Below are 19,667 nucleotides of genomic sequence, written 5' to 3'. Positions count from 1 at the left end.
CCCGCGCCTCGGGCCGCTCCTCTGTGGCCACCACCGGCGGCCTGGCGGCCCGCAACTCCACCATCAAGGACGATGTGAACATCAAGATCAAATCCAAAAACCGCCGCGCCACCACCGTCGCCCGCGGCACCAACTCCAGCGCCAACACCGGCGGCGTGGTATTGAAGTAAGGTATTCGGCCAACGCCAGCGGGGACCCGCCCCCTCTCCCTCCCACCCCGCTGGCGATGCTGAGGCCCCCAGCCTGCCCTTGTTGTGGCGGGCTTTTTTTGTTACTCCGGCAATCTGGATGGTCAGCTTGCTTGCGCGGCCCGCGAAGTACCCGCCATGTGCCCAACGGAGCCCGGTTTTCACGCCGAGCACTCAGGCGGGTCAATAATGTGACCGGCCGCAAAAGAGGTGTGGTACTCACCCCGCCGGCGCAAGCAAATATGGAGAGCGGAAAAAACATGGGACACCGAAGGGGGACAAGTGGATGCCTTGACGGCTGCGGCTGCCGGTGACTATGGCCTGTGGGCACTGTTTGTCAGCGCCTTTGTGTCGTCCACGCTCCTGCCTGGTGGCTCCGAAGTGGTGTTGCTTGCCCTGGCTGCCGCGGGTGGCTGGAGCACGGCTACCCTGTTGCTGGTGGCGAGCGCCGGCAATGCCCTGGGGGGGATGACATCCTGGGGCCTGGGCCGCTACCTGGCCTGGCGCTTTCCCGCCCGCCGCTGGGAGGCGTCTCACCAGACCGCCGTGGCGCGGCTGCGGCGCTTCGGTGCGCCGGTGTTGCTTTTGTCCTGGCTGCCGCTGGTGGGGGATCCTTTGTGTCTGGCCGCCGGGTGGTTGCGGGTGTCCTGGTGGGTGGCGCTGGTGTTTATTGCCTTGGGCAAAGGGGCGCGCTATGCATTGCTGTTGCTGCTTGTATAGTCACAGAATGCTCAACGCAACCGGAACGGGGATATGCCCGGCGTGATAAAATCGGCTTTCCTGACCTTCCATGGCCCCAATGCGCCCACGCACCGACAACGACTCGCGGTAATCACCCCATGACCCAGACCAACCGATTGCGGGAAATCCCGTACAACTACACTTCGTTCTCCGACCGGGAAATTGTCGCGCGGTTTCTCGGCGAGCCGTTGTGGGAGGTGCTAAACGAGCTGCGCGGCTCGCGGCGCACGGGCATCTCCGCGCGCATGCTGTTCGAGGTGTTGGGGGACATGTGGGTGGTGAGCCGCAACCCCTATATCCAAGACGATCTCCTGGCCGACCCCAGGCGGCGCCAATCCTTCTCCTCCAGTTTGCGGCAGCGCCTGGACCAGATCGAAGCGCGGGCGGAGGGAAATGCCCTGACGCTGAAACTGGCCGCCGCGGCCCGCCGGGCGGTGCAGGAATTCGAGGACTGGTTTCCCCGCACAGAGAGCCTGCGCAAGAAAACCCGCCGCCGCCTGGAGAAGGTCACCCGCAAAGACAACATCTGCTTCGACGGTCTGGCCCGCGTGTCCCATGTCACCGACGCCACCGACTGGCGCGTGGCGCTGCCTTTTGTGGTGGTCACACCGGACAGCGAAGAAGAAACCGCCAAGGTGGTGGCGGCCTGCATCGAGTTGGGTTTGACCATCATCGCCCGCGGTGGTGGCACCGGCTACACCGGCAGTTGCGTGCCCTTGTTTGAAAACACCGCCGTGATCAATACCGAGAAGCTGGACGCGGTGGGGCCGGTGGTGCGGCGCAAGCTGCCCGGCAGCCACCACCATGCGCACACAGTACGGGCGGAAGCAGGCGCCGTGACGCGGCGGGTGGCGGAAGCGGCCGAAGCCGAAGGGCTGGTCTTCGCCGTGGATCCCACGTCCATGGACGCTTCCACCATCGGCGGCAACATCGCCATGAATGCCGGCGGCAAAAAGGCCGTGCTGTGGGGCACCACGGTGGACAATTTATTGTCCTGGCGCATGGTGACCCCGGATGCCGGGTGGCTGGAAGTGGAGCGTCTCAACCACAACCTTGGCAAGATTCACGAACAACACGCCGTGGTGTTTCGCGTCACCCGTTACCGCGCCGACGGCAAAACCCCCGTTGGCAAGCCCGAACGCCTGCACATGCCGGGGCGCTTGTTTCGCAAAGCGGGTTTGGGCAAAGATGTCACCGACAAGTTTCTGGGCGGCCTGCCTGGCGTGCAGAAAGAAGGCTGCGACGGGCTGATCACTTCGGCGGTGTTCGTGCTCCACCGTATGCCCGGCCACACCCGCACCGTGTGCCTGGAGTTCTTCGGCAACGACATGCGCCGCGCCGTGTCCTCCATCACCGAAATCAAAGATACGCTCGACAGCAATCCCAAAGCCGTATTGTCCGGCATGGAACACCTGGATGAACGCTACGTGCGGGCGGTGAAATACAGCACCAAGGCGCCGCGCCGCGAGCTGCCGAAAATGGTGTTGATTCTCGACATCTCCGGCGACGACGAACAAGCGGTGGCGGAAGCCGCCTCCACCGCGGTGCGTCAGGCCAATGCCCGCGCTGCGGAAGGATTCGTGGCGGTGAGCGCCGAAGCCCGCCGTCGTTTTTGGGCGGACCGCACGCGCACTGCCGCCATTGCCGCGCATACCAACGCCTTCAAAATCAATGAGGACGTGGTGATCCCCCTGGCCCGGCTCGCGGACTACACCGAAGGCATTGAGCGTATCAACATCGAACAATCGACGCGCAACAAGCTGCGCATGCTGGCCGCGGTGGATGAGTATCTGGCCGGCGGGTTGCAGGAGTTGCGCCAGGCGGACGAGTTCGAAGACAGCGCCGAGGCACGCGCCATTGTCAACAACAAGCGCGACGCCGCCCGCGCGCACCTGGCGCTGATGCGCGAGCGCTGGATGTGCGTATTGGATCATTTCGATGAACCGGCAAAGCACTACGCCGGGCTGCTCGATGAGCGCGACCGCGAGAAGCTGCGCGGCAATGACACCTTTGCGCAACTCCTGCTGCGGCGCGATCTGCGCATCTCCTATCGCCGCGACGTGGAACGGCCGCTGAAGCAAATCTTTGCCGGCCACGAATTTGAAGCGCTGAGAGCCAGGCTCGACGCCATCCACGCCGGCATACGCAGCAGCCGGCTGTTCGTCGCCACCCACATGCACGCCGGCGATGGCAATGTGCACACCAATATTCCCGTCAACTCCAACGACTATTACATGTTGCAGGAAGCGGAACGGGTGGTGAAGCGGGTGATGCAACTGGCCCGTTCTCTCGGTGGGGTAATATCCGGTGAGCACGGCATCGGCCTGACCAAGATCCAGTATCTTGAGCCGGCGGCGGTGGCGCGGTTTGCCGAGTACAAACAAAAGGTCGATCCCAACGGGGCATTCAACCGAGGCAAGTTGTTGGCGGGCTCCGGTCTGGACGACGCCTACACGCCCTCCCTGCGACTGGTGCAGCAGGAAGCCTTGTTGCTGGAAGAAAGCGAATTGGGCGCCCTCAACGACGACGTGCGCCATTGCCTGCGCTGCGGCAAGTGCAAACCGGTGTGCAACACCCACGTGCCGCGGGCGAATCTGCTCTACTCGCCGCGCAACAAGATACTCGCCACGGGTTTGATGATCGAAGCCTTTTTGTACGAGGAGCAGACCCGGCGCGGCTTGTCGGTGCGTCATTTCGAGGAAATGAACGACGTGGCCGATCACTGCACCGTGTGCCACAAATGCCTGTCACCGTGCCCGGTGGACATCGATTTCGGCGATGTCACCGTCCGCATGCGCAAGATACTCAAAGACCGTGGCCGCCGCCGCGCCCGTCCCGGCACCTGGGCGGCCATGGCCTTTTTAAACGTGACCGATCCGGCAACCATCAAGCTGATGCGCAAGGCGATGGTGGAGCTGGGCTTCGCCGCGCAGCGCACCGCATCGGGCTGGTTGAACAAGTTACCCTCCCAGCGCAAGGTTGGGCGCCCCGCCGCCACGGTGGGCAGGGCACCACTGACCACCCAGGTGGTACAGTTTGTGAAACGGCCGTTGCCGGCCAGAATGCCGTCGCAGACCATGCGCGCCTTGTTGGGGGTGGAGGAGGCGGACACCATTCCCATCCTGCGCAATCCGGGGCGGGTAAACGAGGGCAGCGACGCGGTGTTTTATTTTCCCGGCTGCGGATCAGAACGCCTGTTCAGCCAGATCGGCCTGGCGACTCTGGCGGCCTTGTACGAAGTGGGTGCGCAAACGGTGTTGCCGCCGGGTTATCTTTGTTGCGGTTACCCGCAAACCTCTTCCGGTGACGAAGCCAGGGGCCGCCGGATCACCACGGAAAACCGGGTTTTGTTTCACCGCATCGCCCATACTCTGAACTACATGGATATCCGCACTGTAATCCTGTCCTGCGGCACCTGCATGGATCAGCTCTTGCGCTACGAGTTCGAGCAGATTTTCCCTGGCTGCCGCTTGCTGGACATCCATGAATATCTGCTGGAAAAAGGCGTCAAAACCGGGGGCGTGGACGGCGTGCAGTACCTGTATCACGACCCCTGTCACACGCCCATGAAAACCCACAACCCCACGGCCGTGGCTGCGGCGCTGCTGGGTCAGGATGTTGCCTTGAGTGAACGCTGCTGCGGCGAGGCGGGCACCTTCGCCGTCAGCCGGCCCGACATTGCCGCCCAGGTGCGTTACCGCAAGGAAGAGGAACTCCGCAAAGGCATCAAGGCCCTGACGGGGAAGACGGCGGTGAGGGCAGGAAACGTCAAGCTGCTGACGTCCTGTCCCGCCTGTCAGCAGGGCCTGGCGCGTTATCGGAATGGAACGGGCCTGGAGACGGATTACATCGTGGTGGAGCTGGTGAAGCGCTGGCTGGGCGCCGGGTGGCAGGAACGTTTCATCCATGCCGTCAAACAGGGCGGTGTGGAGCGGGTGTTGTTGTAAGGGATGAACCACGGAGGGCGCGGAGAGCGCGGAGAACGCAAACTGAGACCGACCGATGCCGGTGCGAAGTTCACCGTAGTAGGTATTTGTCCGCCAGCATTCTTCTCCGTGTTCCCCGTGCCCTTCGTGGTCTGTCCCCCTCGTCAGACAATTGGGAAGGACAAAGCGATGGATTCGCCCATAGCGAAATGGCTGATCACTATCGGTGTGGTGCTGGTACTGGTGGGCTTGCTGTGGCCGTTGATTCAGAAGCTGGGGCTGGGCCGCCTGCCGGGGGATATCGCCGTGGAGAAGGAGAACTTCCGTTTCTATTTTCCCCTGACGACGTCGGTCCTGATCAGCCTGCTCATCACTTTGCTGCTTTGGCTGTTCCGCCGTTAGGCGCCGCCACCCGCTGTCACACCATCACGTCAGCGTGCGCACACCGCCGGCGCCGCCGAGCAGGAGCACGTCCGCCGGGCGCAGGGCAAAAATGCCATTGGTCACCACTCCGGCCAGGTTGTTCAGGGTCTGTTCCAGTTTGGTGGGTTCCAGTATTTCCAGATTGTGCACATCCAAAATAATGTTGCCGTTGTCGGTGACAACGTTCTCCCTCCACACCGGCTGTCCCCCCAGTTTCACCAACTGCCGGGCCACGTAGCTGCGTGCCATGGGAATGACTTCGACAGGCAGCGGGAAACGGCCCAGCACCTCTACCAGCTTGGATTCGTCGGCGATACAGACAAATTTTTTGCTGGCCGCCGCCACGATTTTCTCCCGCGTCAGGGCACCGCCGCCGCCCTTGATCAAATGCAGATAGCGGTTGGATTCATCGGCGCCATCCACATACAGGCTCAAATCGCCCACGGCATTCAAATCAAACACAGGGATGCCGTGACCCTGCAGGCGTTCCGCCGAGGCCACCGAACTGGCCACCGTGCCTTCAATTTTGTGTTTGATGCCGGCCAGGGCATCGATGAAATAATTGGCCGTGGAGCCGGTGCCGATGCCGACAACGGTGCCCGCTTCCACATAGTCCAGGGCCGCTTCCGCGGCAGCTTTTTTCATGGCGTCTTTGGACATGTCTTCCCCCTGCTGTCTGTTTGCCGGGAATGATAACCGCCCGGCCGGCCAAAGTCATGGCCGTCACGGCTCGCTAGGCAGTGTTCTGCGAAGCTGCTAATGTATGATTATGCCAACGAAATACCTCGAAAAAATCCTCAAGGCCCGGGTTTATGACGTGGCCACGGAAACTGACCTCGATCCCATGCCGATGTTGTCCGGCCGCTACCGCAACACGGTTTACCTCAAGCGCGAAGATTTGCAGCCGGTGTTTTCCTTCAAGCTGCGCGGGGCGTACAACAAGATTTCCCGCCTCGGCGAGGACGAACGCAAGAAGGGCGTTATCTGCGCTTCCGCCGGCAATCATGCCCAGGGCGTGGCCCTGGCGGCCCAGCGCCTGGGTATCCCGGCGATGATCGTCATGCCCGGCACCACACCTGATATCAAGGTGGACTCCGTCCGCCGCCGCGGCGCCAAAGCGGTGCTCTACGGTGACACGTACGATGAGGCCTGCGCAAAAGCCATCACCCTGGTGGCCGAAAAAGGCATGACCTTTGTTCCTCCTTACGATGATCCCGACGTGATCGCCGGCCAGGGAACCGTGGCCATGGAAATTCTGCGGCAACACGAGGCGCCCATCCATGCCCTGTTTGTTCCGGTGGGCGGGGGCGGCTTGGTGGCAGGGGTCTCGGCCTATGTCAAAACCCTCTACCCCGAGGTCCGGATAATCGGCGTCGAGCCCGACGATGCGCCGTGCATGTACGAAGCCCTCAAGCGGAAGAAGCGCGTGGTGCTGGACCAGGTGGGTATCTTCGCCGACGGCGTGGCCGTGCGCCAGGCGGGCGCTGAGCCGTTCCGCATCGCCCGGCGCTGTGTGGACGAAGTGATTTTGGTCTCCACCGACGAAATCTGCGCCGCCATCAAGGATATTTTCGATGATACCCGTTCCATCGCCGAACCGGCCGGCGCCCTGGGGGTGGCGGGTTTGAAAAAATATGTGGAGCGGGAGGGTGTCCGGGGTCGCAACCTGATCGCCATCGACAGCGGAGCCAATATGAACTTTGACCGTCTGCGTCATGTCGCCGAACGCGCCGAGGTGGGCGAGCGCAGCGAAGCCATACTGGCGGTGACCATCCCCGAACGGCCCGGCAGCTTTCTGGCCTTTTGCGAGGCGCTGGGGATGCGCTCGCTGACTGAATTCAACTATCGCTATGCGGACGCGGAACAGGCTCATGTCTATGCCGGCATACAGTTGCGCGAGGGTGACAGCGAGCACCGGGCCATCGTTGAACGCCTGCGCCAGGGCGGTTATCCGGTGGTGGATCTCACTGACAACGAAATGGCCAAGCTGCATGTCCGCCATATGGTGGGGGGCAGGGCAAGCAGCGTGGCACATGAGCTGGTCTATCGTTTCGAGTTTCCCGAACGACCGGGTGCGTTGTTGCGTTTTCTGACCAAACTCGGCCGGCGCTGGAATATCAGCTTGTTTCACTACCGCAATCACGGCGCTGCCTATGGGCGTGTGCTGGCAGGCATCGTTGTGCCACCCGAGGACAGGGAGCGCTTCCAGGCGTTTTTGCAGGACTTGGGCTATCCCTGCGTGGAAGAGACGGGCAATCCGGTCTACGAGTTGTTTCTGCGCTAACAGCTCAGGGAGGCGTTGGAAAAGGCCTTCCTGGCCTTTTTCAGCATCCTGCTATTAATCCGGTAACTAAAATTGCCGGGCTTGAACACACGAAGGGCCTGACGAACAGGCCCTTCACAGTCGAGGCTGGCAGCCGCGTCCTAGCGTCTGGCGCGGCGGCTGGTTTTTTTCCTGGCGGTTTTCTTCTTCTTGGAGGCTGCTTTTTTCTTGCGGGCGGCGGCTTTTTTCTTGCCAGTCGCCTTCTTCCCTGCTGCTGTCTTTTTCTTGCCCGCGCTCTTCTTGGCGGTGCGTTTCTTGGCTACTGCCTTTTTCTTGGCAGTGCGCTTTTTGCCACTTGCCTTCTTTTTGGCGGCACGTTTTTTAGCTGCCACCTTCTTCTTGGAGACCGATTTCTTCCTGGTGGCTCGCTTTTTGGTAGTGGCTTTTTTGCGGGTGGGGGCTTTTTTGCGGGCGGTGGATTTTTTCTTGGCGGTGACCTTTTTCTTTCTGGTCACTGTTTTCTTGGCGGTCGACTTCCTTCTGGAAGCCGATTTCTTTTTCGCGGCCGTCTTCTTTGCCATCCTAGGTTCCTCCATATTCAAGAACGCCGTGTTCGGGGTAAGTATAATCAACTTCGTAAAAAATCAAAGTTGTTTATTAACAAACACTATCGAGCCCGCAAGTGTTTACTTTAGAGCTTTGGTTCATTAAATGAGGAGTCAGGCCCGAAACAGAAGAGCTACGCCGTCTTATGCCATGCGCTGCGCTTCCGCCGCAGTGCTGTCCTCGCTGGTACTATCAGCCGGTTGCAAGCTTTGCGGCGGAGCACCGTTCCCACGGTCTGCTGCAACAACAGGTGGGGTGGCACCAGGCGGGATGCCAGTGTGCCCCGATTTATGTTGATGAGCCGCAATCTGCTTTGCCAGCAGGCTCAATCCCCACGGGGAAGCATGGCCGAGGCCCGTTCCATTCGAAGAATGCAGTCCCATTCTTGTTTGCGGACGGGCATCACCGACAGGCGGTTGCCGCGTCGCAGCAAGGCCATATCAGCCAGCTGCGGCTGTTGTTTCAGTTCCTTGAGCGTGATGACGCGGTGGAGTTTGCGCTGGTAACGCAAATCCACCATATACCAGCGTGGTGCATCGGGACAGCTTTTGGGGTCGTAGTATGGGCTGTGGGGATCCCATGCCGTGTGATCGGGATAGCCTTCCCGCACGACTTCCGCAATGCCTTGAATGCCGGGTTCCTTGCAGTTGGAGTGATAGAAAAAGACCAGATCGCCGCACTTCATCTGGTCGCGCATGATGTTGCGGGCCTGGTAGTTGCGCACACCATCCCAGTGGTCGGTTTGTTTGGGGCTGTGGCGCAGGTCATCAATGCTGAACGTGCCGGGCTCAGATTTTACCAACCAATAGGCCATGCGTTGCTCCTTTATGCGATGCGGCATGACTGTGCGAATATCCGCACGCCCTGATCCGTTGCCACGCCACAGAGGGGCACATCCCAGGGCGCGGCATCGAGTTGTACCACTTCCTGAAAACCGTGGGCTATGCCCAACACGCGAGGTTTGTTCCAGCGGCGGCGCCGGCGCAGAAAACTCAGCGCGCGGTCGTAAAACCCGCCCCCCATTCCCAGGCGGTTACCCCGGCAGTCAAAGGCGACCAGGGGAGTGAGGATCAAATCCAGGATGCGGGCGGTCAGCAAAGGGGTATTGGCCCGGCAGGGTTCGGGTATGCCGTAGCGGTTTCGTCTCAGCGGGTCACCCGGGCGGTACGGTGCAAAGAACAAGCGCTGGTTTTGTATGACCGGCAGGTAAATGTGCTTGCCCCATAAACTGGCCCGGTCTGCCAGCCGGCTGATATCCGGTTCGCCGTCGGCGGCGACATAGCAGGCAATGTGTCGGGCACGAACAAACAGGGGGTGGTGACCCAGGTGACGATTGATCTGCTGCGCCGCCGCCCGCTGCTGTGCGGCGCTGAGCGAACGACGCTGCCTTCTCATACTGAGGCGCAGTGCCTGGCGCTGGTCCATATTGGGCGAAGGTCCGCTCATGAAATGGAAACAGGTGGGTTCCGGGCCGCCGGCGGCCTGGTATGGGCTGTGCGTCCCGCGCTGGAGCGCGGTGCACAGTCCTTGATCTTGAACGCGCTTTCGGGTGCTCCCGGAAGCCAGGGAGGCACCCTCCGCCTGAGCCGTCGTGGAACGTCGCCCTTGAACCTTGAGGTCCAAGGTGGGGGAGGATGCGGCACCTTAGGCTTTCCGTACACAACGGACATGCACACTGGCGCCGGGAACCCGCCCCCGGCGGGTGTTAATTAGGGTCAAGGGACTTTGCCCACTAACGGGAACCGCAGAGGATGCAGCAGGAATTTTAGCTCAAATTGACGGCAGGGGGTATGTGCGGTGCCGCTTAGACGCGCGATTGGTGACCGGAACTCAAGACGGAGTCAATTTTGCTTTGCAGCCGTTGCAGTTTGTCGTTGACATGCTGGGGGACGGAAGCACTGTCAGAGCGCGAAGTGAGCAGCTCGTGAGTGATATTGAGAGCGGCAATAACCGCCAGGCGCTCCGCACCCACCACGCGGCCGCTGTCGCGGATATCGCGCATTTTGCGGTTCAAATGCTCGGCGGCGGCGAGCAAGGCGTCCCGTTCTTCCGGTGGACAGGCGATGTGGTATTCCTTGTCGAGAATGCGCACGGTGACGGGCAGCGCGTTTTTCATGATTCCGCCTCCAGACTCTTCAGCCGTAACAGCATGCGTTCCACCTGGACGCAGGCTTGATCGGTTTTGCGCGCGAGACGCGCTTTTTCCTCGGTCAGTTGTGCAAACTGATCACGCAGCAGTTGATTTTCTTCGCGCAGGCGCAGGCAGGTTTCGATCAGTGATTCGATCCTGTTCTCCAGGCCGGACCACTCGCCTTCTGAATAAGTGAGGTCTTGCTGTGTTTCCATGGGCTCGGTCAAAGTAACTATGGATTCGCTGGCGGGACAGCGCTCCGGTCCGCGGCGTATCACTGCTGCGAGACGACCCGCCAACATGCTAGCATAACGCTCACTATTGTGTTACGCCACAGGCAGTCGCCCGGGGCCGGGGCACGCTGCCGTCCGCCCAGTCATTGCGCTGGGGGCCGTCACGAAAGTCAGCGTACGGATTATGACACCACAACACGTTTTGTCCCCGGGGCAGATTCCCGATTACCACGACTGTGCCCAGGCCCTTGCCCGTCTGCGAGTGGGCATGGAAGCGGCCGAATGCCATGGCAGTTTGAGCGGTATGTTGTGCGCCGCAGGGGACTTGCGTGCTGATGTCTGCCTGGATGCCCTGTTTCAGGGCGCCGGGGAACAGGGCAGCGCCCCGTCACTCCCGACGGCGGGCATGGCGGTGTTGGAGAAGCTCTTTGCCGCCACCGCAAGCGCGTTGAACGACCCGGATTTCGGCTTCCAACTGCTCCTGCCCGATGACGGGCATCCTTTGCAAACCCGCGCCGAGGCCTTGTCTCTGTGGTGCCAGGGGTTTTTGGGTGGCCTGGGTCTGGCCGGTTTCAGCGACGGTGACTTTGGAGCCGGGGAAGTGCGGGAAGTGCTGCATGATTTCTCCGAAATCGCCCGTATGGATCATGACGATATGGATACCGGGGAGGAGGGCGAAAACGCCTACATGGAAGTGGTGGAATATGTGCGGATGGCGGTGTTGTTGGCGCACGAGGAACTGGGCCGCAAACGCCAGACCCCGGCCGGCAAGCGGGCGACTCATTAGATGAAACTGCCGCTCAGCGAGTTTGTCCGGCGCCGCCGCCGCCTGCTGCGCCTCATGGGCCGCGGCGCGGCGGCAGTGCTGCCTGCCGCGCCACCGCGCATCCGCAATCGTGATGCCGAATACCCTTATCGCCAGGACAGTGATTTCTATTACCTGTCTGGTTTTCCCGAACCGGAAGCGGTGCTGGTCCTGATCCCCGGCCGCCGCGCCGGCCAGACGGTGTTGTTTTGCCGGGAGCGGGATCCGGCCCGGGAAATCTGGCATGGGCGCCGGGCCGGGCCGGAAGGCGCGGTGCGCGACTACGGCGTTGATGAGGCCTGGCCCATATCCGAGCTGGATGCCACACTGGTGGAACTGCTGGCCGGCAAAGAACGTATCTTTTACAACTTTGGCCTGAATGCGGAATTCGACGCCTGCATGATCACCTGCCTCAACCGCCTGCGCGCCAAGGGCCGCAGCGGCATCGCGCCGCCCCGCGAGTTTGTCGCCCTGGAGCGGCCGCTGCATGCCATGCGGTTGCTCAAATCCCCGGCCGAGATCAGGCTCATGCGCCATGCCGCCCGGGTGGCCGCGGCTGCCCATGTGGATGCCATGCGCATGTGCCGCCCCGGCCTTTGTGAGTACGAGCTGGAAGCGGCTTTGCTGCATGGTTTTCGCGCGGCTGGCAGCCAGCCCTCTTACAATCCCATCGTCGGTGGCGGTGCCAATGCGTGCATCTTGCACTACACCGAAAACAACAGTCCCTTGAATAACGGCGAAATGGTGCTCATCGACGCCGGCTGCGAAGTGGATCACTACGCCTCCGACATCACCCGCACCTTCCCGGTGAACGGGGTGTATTCCCCGGCCCAGCGCACCATTTACGAACTCGTGCTCGCCGCCCAGGAAGCTGCCATCGCCAAATGCCGGCCGGGCAATTCCTGGAACGCCCCCCATGATGCAGCGGTGCGGGTGTTGACCCGCGGGCTGGTGCAGCTCAAGCTGCTCCGGGGCGAGGTCAGGGAACTCATAAAAAAGGAATCCTACAAACGCTTTTACATGCACCGCACCGGTCATTGGCTGGGCATGGACGTGCACGATGTGGGCGACTACAAAAGCGGCGGCAGCTGGTGCAGGCTGGAGCCGGGCATGGTGCTTACCGTAGAGCCAGGCCTGTACATACCCGAGCAAAAAGGCGTCGCCAGGAAATGGTGGAACATCGGCGTGCGCATCGAAGATGATGTGTTGATTACCCGAAGCGGCTGTGAGGTACTGAGCAGGCATGTGCCCAAAGACCCCGACGCCATTGAGGCGTTGATGGCGCGCTGAGGGCTTGGGCCAAGCCATTAGGCCAAGCCATAAAGGGGTGGCTGTGTACTGAAGGCGACACCCGTTCCCAGCCCCCTTTTTTCAGGGGGGAGGAACAAGTCAAAAAAACCGAACTGCCATGAATAAAACCGAATATGACATATTAATAGTGGGCGGCGGCATGGTGGGTGCCAGCCTGGCCTTGTCTTTGGCCGACAGCGGCTTGTCCATTGGCGTCATTGAAGCCGTGCCTTTCCGCTCCAGCGGCCAGCCCAGTTACGACGACCGCGCCATCGCCCTGGCCCAGGGCACCCGGCGTATTTTCTCCGCCATGGGAGTGTGGGAGGTGTTGGAAGGCGAAGTGACGCCCATCCGGCATATTCATATTTCCGACCGCGGCCACTTCGGCGCCACCCGCCTGGACGCCCGCGACCACGGCGTGGAGGCACTGGGCTACGTGGTGGAAAACCGTGTCTTGGGCCGGGTCCTGGGCGGGCGGCTGGGGAGCCAGGCCAATGTGGTTCTGTGGTGCCCTGCCAAGGTGGAGAACGTCATTCTTGGTTCTGAAGTGGCGGAAGTGGTGATAAACACCGGTGATGCCCGCACCCGCCTGACGGGGAAACTGGTGGTGGCGGCCGACGGCACCAAGTCCGCCGTGCGCGATATGCTGGATATAGGCGTCATTCGCTGGGAGTACGGCCAGACCGCCGTCATCAGCAATGTCACACCCGGCCGCCCCCACGACTTTCGCGCCTTCGAGCGCTTCACCGACACCGGCCCGCTGGCCCTGCTGCCCATGGGCGACGAGCGCTGTTCCCTGGTGTGGACCGTGCGCCCCGGGCAGGTGGACGGGATCATGGCTCTGGGCGATGCGGCCTTTCTGGCGCGCCTGCAAGAGCGCTTCGGCGGGCGCTTGGGGCGCTTCGTCAAAGCGGGCCAACGCTACGCCTACCCGTTGGCCATGGTGCGGGCGCGGGAACACGTGCGTTCCCGCTTCGCCCTCATCGGCAACGCTGCCCACACCCTGCATCCGGTGGCCGGGCAGGGTTTCAATCTGGGACTGCGCGACGTGGCCGTACTGGCCCAGGTGGTGTTTGACGCGGCCCGCGCGGGACAGGACATCGGGGCGCTGGAGACCCTGCACGCTTACGCCCGCTGGCGGCAAAAAGACCATCTCAAAATCATCGGTTTCACCGACGGTCTGGCCCGCATCTTCGCCAACCCCCTGGCGCCGGTGCGCTGGGCCCGCGGCGCCGGCTTGCTGGCCCTGGAGCTGCTGCCGCCTGCCAAGCGCGCTTTGGCCCGCCACACCATGGGTCTGGCCGGACGGCTGCCGCGGCTGGCCCGGGGCTTGCCACTGTGAGCGATTTCGATGTGCTCATTGTCGGCGGCGGCATGGTCGGCGCCACGGTAGCCTGCGCCCTGGGGGAGAGCGGATTACGGGTCGCCGTGGTGGAAGCCCGCCTGCCCGTGGAGGTGGGTCCGGACGATGAGATCGGCCTGCGGGTGTCTGCCATCAGCCATGCCTCGCAACATATTTTCGAATCGCTGGGTGCGTGGCCGGGCATGGCCGCGCGCCGGATCAGTCCTTACCGGGAGATGCATGTATGGGATGCCGGCGGCGGGGGGGAAATCCACTTCGACAGCGCTGATCTGGGCGCGCCCGCCCTGGGCCACATCATCGAAAACGCCGTGATCCAGCGGGCGCTGTGGGACCGCCTGGAAGCGCAAGGCCGGGTGGAACGGCTGTGTCCCGCCGCCCTTGGTGGCCTCCACCGCGACGGTGACGGCTGGCAGGTGGCGCTGGACGGCGGCCGCAGCTATCGCACGCGGATAGTGGTGGGCGCCGACGGCGCCCAGTCGCGGGTGCGCCAGGGGGCGGGCATGGACACCCGCGGCTGGAACTACGAGCAGCGCGCTCTGGTGTGCGTAGTGAGCACTGAACGGGATCATCAGGCCACTGCCTGGCAGCGTTTTCTTTCCACCGGCCCGCTGGCGTTTTTGCCTTTGCGCGATGGCCGCTGCTCCATCGTCTGGTCCACCAGCCCCGCCGAGGCCGCCCGCCTGGAGGCTTTGGACGAAGCAGCCTTTTGCGCCGAACTGGGGGCAGCGTTTGAGCACCGCCTGGGAGCGGTGCTGGGCTGCGGACCGCGCGCCTCCTTTCCCCTGCGCTTGCAGCACGCCATAAACTATGTGCAGCCGGGACTGGCCTTGGTGGGTGATGCTGCCCACACCGTCCATCCCCTGGCGGGACAGGGGGTGAATCTGGGTTTGCTGGACGCCGCCGCCCTGGCCGAAGTGCTCCTGGACGCCCAGACAGCGGGCCGGGACGTGGCCGCCCTGTCCGTGCTGCGCCGCTATGAGCGCTGGCGCAAGGGACATAATCTATTGATGATGTATTCCATGGACGGCTTCAAACGCTTGTTCGGCTTTCAGGCCGCGCCGCTGCAATGGCTGCGCAACACAGGCCTGAATCTCACCGACCGCGCAGGTCCCGTCAAAGACTGCATCATGCGTTTTGCCGTGGGTGACGCGGGCGACCTGCCCAGCCTGGCGCGCCAGCACAGAGCATAAGGCGCCCTGAAGAGTGGGGGGCGCAGCTTCGCCGTGCGTCGGGGCGAGCAAAGCACTTTGGCCGATTAGATTGCCGGGCTGATCCCGGTCCGGGGGCATTGACCGGAAAAACACACGCGCCAAATGGTTGCATCAAAAAATGATAATCATTATCATTCAGTTCATCATTTTGGTTCCGGGCGGTCCATTTCCCCTATTTGGAGAGCAAGATGAGAAAAACCAAATCGTTGTTAATTGGATTGGTGGCCTTGGCGGCTGCGGTGGGCGGTGTGCACGCCGACGATACACTGGTGGTCTATTCCGGCCGCAGCGATAAATTCGTAAAGCCTGTGGCGCAGGCTTTTACCCGGGCTACCGGCATCAACGTGGTACTGCACAACGCCAGTTCCACGTCTTTACTGAACAAGCTGCGGGTGGAAGGCGCCCGCACCCAGGCGGATCTCTATTTAAGCAATGACGCCGGCAATCTGCAGATGGGCAGTTCCCTGGGCCTGTTCCAGGCCCTGAGCCCGGACCTGGTAGGTGCCATCGATGCCCAGTGGCGGGCCCCGGACGACACCTGGGTGGGCCTGTCCGCCAGGGCCCGGGTGCTGGTGGTGAACACCAATGTGGCGAACCCCCATATCGCTTCGGTGTTCGATCTGGCCGGCTCGGCGATGAAAGGCAGAATCGGCATCACCCATTCCAGCAATGAAAGCTTTATTGCCGGGGTGACGGTTTATCTGCTGGAAGAAGGGGAGGCCACCACCCGGGCCTGGCTGGAAGGCATGAAGGCCAATGTGGAGGGTGAAGTTTTCAACAAACACAGCCACATTGTGAAGGCCGTGGCCGGGGGCAGGTTGGACGTCGGACTGGTGAATCATTACTACATCTTCCGCCACCTGGACCAACACCCCGGTGCACCCATCCGTGTACTGCTGCCGGATCAGGGGGAGCACGGCATGGGCGTGGCGGTGAATGTGGCCGGGGTGGCCATCAGCAAATACAGCAGGAAAAAAGCCCTGGCGGAGAAATTCGTGGGCTTTCTGGTCTCTGAGGAAGGCCAGAAGCTGTTCGCCGGACTGAACCGCGAATACCCCACCCGCAAGGGTGTGCCGGCAGCGGCGGAAGTGCCGCCCATGGACAGCTTCAAAGTGGCCCCGGTGCCCATGTACAAACTGGCTGAGCTGCGCAACAAAACCATTGACCTCATTGAGGCGGTGGGGATGCCTTGACAAACAGCTTGTTGAAAAAGGCCAGGAGGGCTTTTTCAACATCCTGTTAACCGTTCATGTGGCAGGGATCGGCGGCCGGGTGGCCGGGTCCCTGCCAACGAGACGCCGGTAAGCATGCAGTAATGGGGCGAAGACACTTCGGGATACTCGGCCTGCTGGCGGGAGCGGTGGTGCTGTGCGCGGCCGTCCCTCTGCTGTTTGTGGGCTACAGCAGCGTTGAACTGTCTGCCACCCGGTGGGCCGGTTTGTGGAGCAGCCGGCTGCCGGAACTGCTGTGGAACACCCTGTTGCTGGCAGTGTTGGTGGCCGTCGGCTCATTGGTGCTGGGCGTGTCTTCGGCGTGGTTCATCGCCCGGCGGGAATTTCCCGGCCGGCGCCTTGCCCTGTGGCTGATGGTGCTGCCCCTGGCCGTGCCCACTTATGTGTTTGCCCACATCTACACCACCCTGCTGGCGGAGGACGGCTGGCTGGGCTCGGCTTGGCGCGGCGTGTTCGGTGACGCCGTGCCCGTTCCCGATCTTTACCACGCCGGCGGTGTGGCGCTGATTCTCGCCCTGGCCGGCTATCCTTACGTGTTTTTGCTGGTGCACGGGGCGCTGCGCCGCTCCAACCGCTCCCTTGAGGAAGCGGCCCGCATTCAGGGGGCAACGGCCGGGCAGGTGTTCCGGCGCATCACCCTGCCCTTGTTGCGCCCGGCCATCGCTGCCAGTTTGGCGGTGGTTGTGTTGCACGTGCTGTCCGATTTCGGCGCCGTGAGCATGCTGCGTTACCAGACTTTCACCCTGAGCATCTACCTGCAGATGAGCGGGCGCTTCGACTACGAAGCGGCGGCAGGTCTGAGTCTGGTGCTGGTGTTTTTGAGTCTCACATTTTTGGTGCTGGAACGCTTTTTCCGCCGCCGCAGCCGTTACTATGCGGGCGCCCAAAGCGCTGTGGTGCGCGCCAAAGCGGCCAGCCGCGGTGAACTGGTGATCATCGGCTTGTGGCTGGGCCACATCGTTTTGTTTGCCGTGTTGCTGCCCCTGGCATGGATGCTGCGTTGGAGCTGGGATGCCTGGCGGCAGGAACTGATCGGCGCGGAATTCTGGTCCTACGCCACCAACTCCGTTACCGTGGCCTTTTTTGCCGCCACCGCCGCCATGGTGGCTGCCCTGCCCGTGGGTTTTTTTCACGTCCGCCGGCCGTCGTTTCTGAGCGGCACGTTCGTGCAGCTGTCCAGTGTGGGCTTCGTGTTGCCGGGGCCGGTGATTGCCTTGGGCATCATCACCGCCTTGCTCGTGTTGCTCCCACCTTTGTACGGAAGCTTCGCCGCGTTAGTGTTGGCGCTGGTCATCCGCTTCCTGCCGCTGGCGGTGCAGGCGGAAGAAGCGGCAATGCAGCAACTCACCCCTGCCGTGGAACAGGCCGGCCGGGTGCATGGCGCCGGAGCGCTGGAAAACCTGTGGCGCGTGGTTCTGCCCATGATCCGCAGCGGCCTGGCGGTGGCCTGGGTGCTGGTGTTCATCGACGCCCTGAAGGAACTGCCCGCCACCTTGATTCTGCGTCCCATCGGTTTCGACACCCTGCCGGTGCGCATCTGGATCGAGGCCAGCGAAGAAATGCTGGAGCTGGCCGCACCCGCTGCGCTGATGCTGGTCCTTGCTTCCCTGCCGGCGCTGTGGATCATCATGCGCGGCCAGCGTTAGCCGCGCCCTCCGGGCCAGGCCCACTTTCTTTTTGTCCTACCTGCGCCGGCCCGCGCGCCGGTCTCAAGATCGTTTGCCCACGTCCGCTAATGTAAGGGCACGGGTGAGTGCACACGACAACACAAGACTGATCGAGGACCGAGAACGGGGTGTGTATCCGCAATTTCCCGGCGGTGCGTATCGTGCAGGCCGGTGTTCCTGAGGCGGGCGCGCGGCGCGCGGGCCGGCGGGACAGCGCGTCCGGTAAGGTGTTTTCACCCGGCAGACATGCAGAGCATTTCCCAGCGTGGATCGTTCAATAGACAAGTATCGGAGGAGTCGACAATGAGCGACGGGCAAAGCAGCAGCGGCGGCAGCAAACCATCTCGCGACACCGAGCAAGTGCGTTCGGCACTGAATCACGTCATGACCCCCATCATCCTGGTGGACCGGGATCTGAAAATCACCTTCGCCAACGAGGCCAGCAAAGCCTTGTTGAAAGCACAGGAAAGCAATCTGCAAAAAGTCTATCCGGATTTCAAAGCGGATAAAGTAATGGGGGCCTGCATCGATCAGTTCCACAAGGACCCCAAGCGCATCCGCAAACTGCTGGACGATCCCGCCAATCTACCCCACGAGGCGGATATCCACATCGGCCCCTTGACCTTCAAGATCAACGTTACCGCGCAAATGGACAGCAAGGGGAACTACATCGGTTCCACCCTGCAATGGGATGACGTGACCGCGCAGCGGGCCAATGAAGCGCAGATCGCCCGCCTGCAAAGCTCGGTGGACGGCGCCATGACCGCCATGATGATGATCGACCGCGATCTCAACGTGACCTATGTCAACGAGGCCACCAGGGAGTTGCTCAAAACCCATGAAGCCACCTTGCGGGAGGCGTTTCCGGGTTTTCGCGCCGATCAGGTGGTGGGTGCCTGCATCGACATGTTCCACAAAGACCCGGCCCATCAGCGCAAGCTGCTGGGTGATCCGAAGAACCTGCCCTATTCCACCGACATCCAGGTGGGACCGCTCACCTTCGCCATCAATGTCACGGCGCAGATGGATCCGCAGGGGAACTACATCGGCGCCACCCTGGAATGGTCCGATGTGACCGAGAAGCGGGCCGACGAGGAGCGGGTGGCGCGGCTGCAGACAGCAGTGGACGGCGCCATGACCGCCATGATGATGATCGACCGCGATCTCAAGATCACCTATGTCAACCAGGCCACCAGGGAGTTGTTGCGCAAACACGAGAAAACCCTGCGCGAGGCCTTCCCGGGCTTCGACGCCGAGCAGGTGGTGGGTGCCTGCATCGACATGTTCCACAAAAACCCGGCCCATCAGCGCAAGCTGCTGGGTGATCCGAGGAACCTGCCCTATTCCACCGACATCCAGGTGGGGCCGCTCACCTTCGCCATCAATGTCACGGCGCAGATTGACCGGCGGGGCAACTACATCGGCAGCACCCTGGAGTGGAAGGACGTCACCGAGCTGCGCGCCCAGGAGGCGCTTAACGCCGACTACCGGGGGCAGATCCAAGCCATCAGCAAATCCCAGGCCGTCATCGAGTTCAACATGGACGGCACCATCATCACCGCCAACGACAATTTTCTCAAAACCGTGG

16 protein-coding genes, 1 other RNA gene and 1 pseudogene are annotated in these 19,667 nt (G+C 62.2%); 12 read left to right on the top strand and 6 right to left on the bottom strand.

The window, feature by feature from the left end; genetic code table 11:
- The first annotated feature begins 479 nt into the window (after nucleotides 1–479).
- From ENJ19_02680 to ENJ19_02670, 3 genes are all read left to right on the top strand, one after another.
- Nucleotides 480–908, top strand: a complete 429-nt coding sequence (locus tag ENJ19_02680) for a DedA family protein (protein ID HHM04632.1) — start codon at nucleotides 480–482, stop codon at nucleotides 906–908.
- 119 nt (nucleotides 909–1,027) lie between these two features.
- A complete protein-coding gene (locus ENJ19_02675; GenBank protein ID HHM04631.1) occupies nucleotides 1,028–4,876 on the top strand; it encodes a DUF3683 domain-containing protein in 3,849 nt (1,282 codons plus the stop codon).
- A gap of 180 nt (nucleotides 4,877–5,056) precedes the next feature.
- Nucleotides 5,057–5,257, top strand: a complete 201-nt coding sequence (locus tag ENJ19_02670; GenBank protein ID HHM04630.1) for a DUF2905 domain-containing protein — start codon at nucleotides 5,057–5,059, stop codon at nucleotides 5,255–5,257.
- 24 nt (nucleotides 5,258–5,281) lie between these two features.
- Here the strand turns inward: ENJ19_02670 and rpiA are convergent, their stop codons facing one another.
- Nucleotides 5,282–5,938 carry a ribose-5-phosphate isomerase RpiA gene (rpiA, locus tag ENJ19_02665; GenBank protein HHM04629.1) on the bottom strand — a complete coding sequence of 219 codons (657 nt, stop codon included), beginning with the start codon at nucleotides 5,936–5,938 and terminating at the stop codon, nucleotides 5,282–5,284.
- Nucleotides 5,939–6,047: 109 nt separating this feature from the next.
- Here rpiA and ilvA point away from each other — a divergent pair, with 109 nt between their 5' ends.
- Entirely contained in the window at nucleotides 6,048–7,562 is a 1,515-nt protein-coding gene (gene ilvA, locus ENJ19_02660) for a threonine ammonia-lyase, biosynthetic (GenBank protein HHM04628.1), read from the top strand.
- A 207-nt stretch (nucleotides 7,563–7,769) separates the two neighbouring features.
- Nucleotides 7,770–8,117: pseudogene (locus ENJ19_02655) on the top strand (hypothetical protein).
- Between the two features lie 355 nt (nucleotides 8,118–8,472).
- Here the strand turns inward: ENJ19_02655 and ENJ19_02650 are convergent.
- The 5 genes from ENJ19_02650 to ENJ19_02630 form a co-directional block, all read right to left on the bottom strand.
- The gene (locus ENJ19_02650) at nucleotides 8,473–8,961 is read right to left on the bottom strand and encodes an EVE domain-containing protein (protein ID HHM04627.1); all 489 of its coding nucleotides are present in this window, start codon (nucleotides 8,959–8,961) and stop codon (nucleotides 8,473–8,475) included.
- Nucleotides 8,962–8,972: 11 nt separating this feature from the next.
- Nucleotides 8,973–9,593: a 5-formyltetrahydrofolate cyclo-ligase gene (locus tag ENJ19_02645; protein ID HHM04626.1), complete on the bottom strand. Its 621-nt coding sequence runs from the start codon at nucleotides 9,591–9,593 to the stop codon at nucleotides 8,973–8,975.
- A 124-nt stretch (nucleotides 9,594–9,717) separates the two neighbouring features.
- Nucleotides 9,718–9,901: non-coding RNA, 6S RNA (gene ssrS, locus ENJ19_02640), on the bottom strand.
- Nucleotides 9,902–9,951: 50 nt separating this feature from the next.
- A complete protein-coding gene (locus ENJ19_02635; GenBank protein ID HHM04625.1) occupies nucleotides 9,952–10,263 on the bottom strand; it encodes a cell division protein ZapA in 312 nt (103 codons plus the stop codon).
- The gene (locus ENJ19_02630; GenBank protein ID HHM04624.1) at nucleotides 10,260–10,493 is read right to left on the bottom strand and encodes a TIGR02449 family protein; all 234 of its coding nucleotides are present in this window, start codon (nucleotides 10,491–10,493) and stop codon (nucleotides 10,260–10,262) included. The genes ENJ19_02635 and ENJ19_02630 overlap by 4 nt, the downstream gene beginning before the upstream one ends.
- A 202-nt stretch (nucleotides 10,494–10,695) precedes the next feature.
- Between ENJ19_02630 and ENJ19_02625 the strand changes: the two genes are divergently transcribed.
- The 7 genes from ENJ19_02625 to ENJ19_02595 all read left to right on the top strand — a co-directional run.
- Nucleotides 10,696–11,298, top strand: a complete 603-nt coding sequence (locus tag ENJ19_02625; GenBank protein ID HHM04623.1) for a YecA family protein — start codon at nucleotides 10,696–10,698, stop codon at nucleotides 11,296–11,298.
- Between the two features lie 6 nt (nucleotides 11,299–11,304).
- Nucleotides 11,305–12,606: a Xaa-Pro aminopeptidase gene (locus ENJ19_02620; GenBank protein ID HHM04622.1), complete on the top strand. Its 1,302-nt coding sequence runs from the start codon at nucleotides 11,305–11,307 to the stop codon at nucleotides 12,604–12,606.
- A 118-nt stretch (nucleotides 12,607–12,724) separates the two neighbouring features.
- Complete coding sequence (locus ENJ19_02615; protein ID HHM04621.1) at nucleotides 12,725–13,948, top strand: 2-octaprenyl-6-methoxyphenyl hydroxylase; 1,224 nt, start codon at nucleotides 12,725–12,727, stop codon at nucleotides 13,946–13,948.
- The gene (locus ENJ19_02610) at nucleotides 13,945–15,159 is read left to right on the top strand and encodes a 2-octaprenyl-3-methyl-6-methoxy-1,4-benzoquinol hydroxylase (protein HHM04620.1); all 1,215 of its coding nucleotides are present in this window, start codon (nucleotides 13,945–13,947) and stop codon (nucleotides 15,157–15,159) included. Before ENJ19_02615 ends, ENJ19_02610 begins: the two co-directional genes overlap by 4 nt.
- A 209-nt stretch (nucleotides 15,160–15,368) precedes the next feature.
- Nucleotides 15,369–16,373, top strand: a complete 1,005-nt coding sequence (locus ENJ19_02605; protein HHM04619.1) for an extracellular solute-binding protein — start codon at nucleotides 15,369–15,371, stop codon at nucleotides 16,371–16,373.
- A 56-nt stretch (nucleotides 16,374–16,429) separates the two neighbouring features.
- A complete protein-coding gene (locus tag ENJ19_02600; protein ID HHM04618.1) occupies nucleotides 16,430–18,058 on the top strand; it encodes an iron ABC transporter permease in 1,629 nt (542 codons plus the stop codon).
- A gap of 267 nt (nucleotides 18,059–18,325) precedes the next feature.
- Nucleotides 18,326–19,667 (top strand): PAS domain-containing protein (locus ENJ19_02595; GenBank protein ID HHM04617.1); only part of this gene is annotated, 1,342 nt, incomplete at its 3' end.

The organism is Gammaproteobacteria bacterium, assembly GCA_011375345.1.
Lineage (GTDB): Bacteria > Pseudomonadota > Gammaproteobacteria > DRLM01 > DRLM01 > DRLM01.
This window is presented reverse-complemented; position numbering and strand designations above follow the sequence as displayed.